The 3,390-nt window shown below is 75.3% G+C and carries 3 protein-coding genes; 2 read left to right on the top strand and 1 reads right to left on the bottom strand.

Annotated features, from left to right (window positions below):
• On the bottom strand, positions 1 to 2,351 hold a 2,351-nt coding region (locus BN12_RS20195; protein WP_053080131.1), incomplete at its 3' end, for an ATP-dependent helicase.
• 232 nt (positions 2,352 to 2,583) lie between these two features.
• Here BN12_RS20195 and BN12_RS20200 point away from each other — a divergent pair.
• Positions 2,584 to 2,865: a DUF7218 family protein gene (locus BN12_RS20200; protein ID WP_048555289.1), complete on the top strand. Its 282-nt coding sequence runs from the start codon at positions 2,584 to 2,586 to the stop codon at positions 2,863 to 2,865.
• An 88-nt stretch (positions 2,866 to 2,953) separates the two neighbouring features.
• A partial coding sequence (locus BN12_RS25865) for a DUF6328 family protein (protein ID WP_083454803.1) occupies positions 2,954 to 3,390 on the top strand: 437 nt, incomplete at its 3' end.

Genomic DNA, 3,390 nt, shown 5'->3' on the forward strand with positions numbered 1-3,390 from the left:
CCCCCGCCCGCCCCCCCGGCCCGCGCGAGCCGCGCCAGCTCGGTGACGGCGCGGCCCCGGGCGCGCTCGTCGCGTCCGGCGAGGTCGCGTCTCAGGGCGGCGACGACCGAGGGCAGCGTCAGCGTGCGCTCCACCTCGGTGAAGGGTCGCCCACCGCCGCCGGCTGCCGTCGTGGCGTCGCCTTCGGACGACGGGTCGACGACGTCGAGGTAGGGCGAGGGCTGCTCGTCGTCGCTCGCGACGGCGGTCACGAGGAGCCGCTGCGTGGCCCGGGAGCACGCGACGAGGAACAGGCGTGTCTCGTCGTGCCGCACGGACGCTTGGGCGGCCCGCCACGAGCCTCCCCGACCGGACGCGACGTCGACGAGGTCGGCGGAGCCGAGGAGCGAGCCGCGCAGCCGCAGGTCCGGCCACACCCCCTCCTGGACGCCGCAGACCGCGACGATGCGCCAGTGCTTCCCGGCTGCGCTCGCGGGGGTGTGCACCGCGACCGAACCCGTGGCGGGAGCGACAGGGACGAGGACGTCACCCGCGACGTCCTGCCCGCGGACGTGCTCGAGGAACGCGTCGGGTCCGGCGCCCGGCAGTCGGTCGACGAACCGCGCCGCCGCGTCGAAGAGGGCCACGACGGCATCGAGGTCATGATCGCGTCGGGCCCCCGCCCGCCCGCCACCGAGAGCCGTGTCCCGCCACCCCCGCGCCAGCCCGCTCGCCGACCACATCGCCCAGAGCACCGACTCGGCGTCGACACCTGCTGCCCATCGACCGCTGCCGGGGTCGAAGGACGCCGCCTGCAGGCCCGCGGCGAGGATGCGGGCGATCCGCTTGGCGGGCAGGGCCTCCGGCCCCAGCTCCTCCAGGGACAGGGGTGTGGCGACGGCCTCGACGAGCAGCTCGTCGCTCGTCCGGCCTCCGCCGGCGGCGAGCTCGCGTCGTCGCAGGGAGCGGCGCAGGCGGCGCAGACCCACGGCGTCGGCGCCGCCGAGGGGCGACAGGACGGCGTCGACGACGGCCTCCGCGTCGTAGCCCTCGGCCCGCCCCGACGCGACGTCGAGCGCCGCCGCCATGAGGGTGAGCAGGGGGCGGACGGCCGGCTCGTCGCGCAGCGGCAGCTGGGTCACATCGGTGGAGACGGGCACGTCGTGGGCGGCGAGAACGCGGCGCAGCTGGGCGGTGCGCGCGCCGCCACGGACGATGACGGCCATCTCCGACCATGGGACGCCGTGGACGAGGTGTGCCTCGCGGAGCGCGGCGGCGACGAACGCCGCCTCCTGCGCCCCCGACCGCAGGACGTGGACGCCGACCTCCCCGCCGTCCCGCACCGGGACCGGCCGCCGTTGGAGCCCGCCGCCGAGCGCGCCGATGTGCGCGGCGACCCGGGCCGTCGTCGCCGCGATGCGGGACGGCATGCGGTATGCCGTCCCGAGGACGACCGTCGTCCCCTCGCCGAGGCTGGTCCAGCCCTCCGCGAGCCACCGTGGGTCGCCACCGCGGAAGGTCTGCACGGCGGCGTCGGGATCGCCGACGAGCACGACGTCGACGCCCGGTGCCGCGAGCCGCCGCAGCAGCCGGACCGCCGGCGGCGTCAGCTCCTGTGCGTCGTCGACGACGATGCACCGGATCGCGGCCCGCGCCCGGTCGGCGGCCTCCTCGTCGATGGCGAGCAGGTCCGCGGCGGCGCCGAGGATCCAGGCCGGGTCGAAGGCGCCGGGCGCCGACAGCGCGGTCACCGCGTCGTACTCCGCGAGCACGGACGCGCCGGCGACCCATGTGGGCCGGTCGTGCTCGACGCCGAGAGCCCTCAGCGCATCCGGATCGAGCCCCTGCTCGACCGCCCGCATGAGCAGGTCGCGCAGCTCGGCCCGGAATCCCCGGGTCGCCAGGGCCGGGCGCACGCGCTCGGGCCAGCCCGGGTCGGTCCCCTCCCCCGCCGCGTGACCAGCCACCAGCTCGGCGAGGATGACGTCCTGCTCCGGACCCGACAGCAGCCGCGGTGCCGGGTCGCCGCGCAGCGCCGCCGCCTGCCGGAGCATCCCGAATGCGACGCTCGACAGGGTCCGCGCGAGGGGCGTCGTCGTCGTGCCGCCGACGGCCGCGGTGACGGCGTCGCGCAGTCGCGCGGCTGCGACCCTCGTCGGGCCGACGAGCAGACATCCGTCGGGGGCCAGCTCACCGGAGCGGACCCTGTCGACGACCGCCCCCACCGCGACCGTCGACTTCCCCGTCCCCGGAGCGCCGAGGACCCGCAGGGCGCCGCCTCGGTGGATGACTGCCGCCCGCTGGGCGTCGTCGAGGACGATCGCGCCGTCGCCCTCTCCCGCCGCCGCGGGTCTGCGCAGTCGAACCACCATGCCTGCGATTCCATCAGAGGCCACCGACAGCAGGCGGCCGCGGCGCTTCCTGAGAGCGAGGAGGCGGGACCGACACCTGCGCTCGAGGCAGCTGCGGCCGCTCGAGGCGGCTGCGGCGAACCCACGCCGAGAGCGAGCGGGCCCCACAGGTCGCGTGGCGAGCGGCCCGGGAGCGGCATACCGTGGAGAACGGCTGGTCACCGCGACAGGCCCACCTCGAAGGAGGGATCCCATGCCGAAGAACTCCGACCGCCGCGACCCCGGCCCCTCGGTCAAGGACAAGGAACTCTACGAGGACCTGCGCGACGACGGTGCGAGCAAGGAGAAGGCCGCCCGCATCGCGAACGCCGCAGCGAACACCTCCCGCAAGAGTGTCGGGAAGAAGGGTGGCAAGAGCGGCAGCTACGAGGACTGGACGAAGAAGGACCTCATGAAGCGGGCTGCCGAGATCGGTATCGACGGACGCTCGTCGATGTCCAAGGGCGAGCTCGTCGACGCACTGCGCAACCACTGAGCGACCGGGTGGCGACGCCCCGCCGCGCCGGCGGGGTCCGTCTGCACGGGGAACCGCCACTCACCCTGCGTGGGCATAGTCTGCGGCCGTGGCCACCGGTACTCCGCACGAGGAGCCCCACGAGCGCGAGCTGCGGAACGAGACGCCCGTCGAGCGGCTCGACCGGCACTGGCTCGAGCTGCTCCAGGAGCTGCGCGTCGTCCAGACCGGCGTCCAGATCCTCTCGGCGTTCCTCCTGACGATCCCCTTCCAGGCCCGGTTCGGCGAGCTGTCCGACGAGCAGCGCCTCCTCTACCTCGTCGCCGTCTCGCTCGGGGTCCTCGCCACCGGGCTGATCATCGCGCCGGTCAGCATCCACCGGCTCCTGTTCCGCAAGCAGGAGCGGCCGGTCCTCGTCAGGCAGTCCGACATCCTCGCCAAGCTCGGTCTCGTCACCCTCGCGGGCTGCCTCACCGCCTCGATCACGCTCATCGTCAGCTTCGTCGTCGGCACGGTCGCCGCGCTCGTCGCGGCGGCCGGCTGCCT

Source organism: Nostocoides japonicum T1-X7, from assembly GCF_001046855.1.
In the GTDB taxonomy this organism is placed as follows: Bacteria; Actinomycetota; Actinomycetes; order Actinomycetales; family Dermatophilaceae; genus Nostocoides; species Nostocoides japonicum.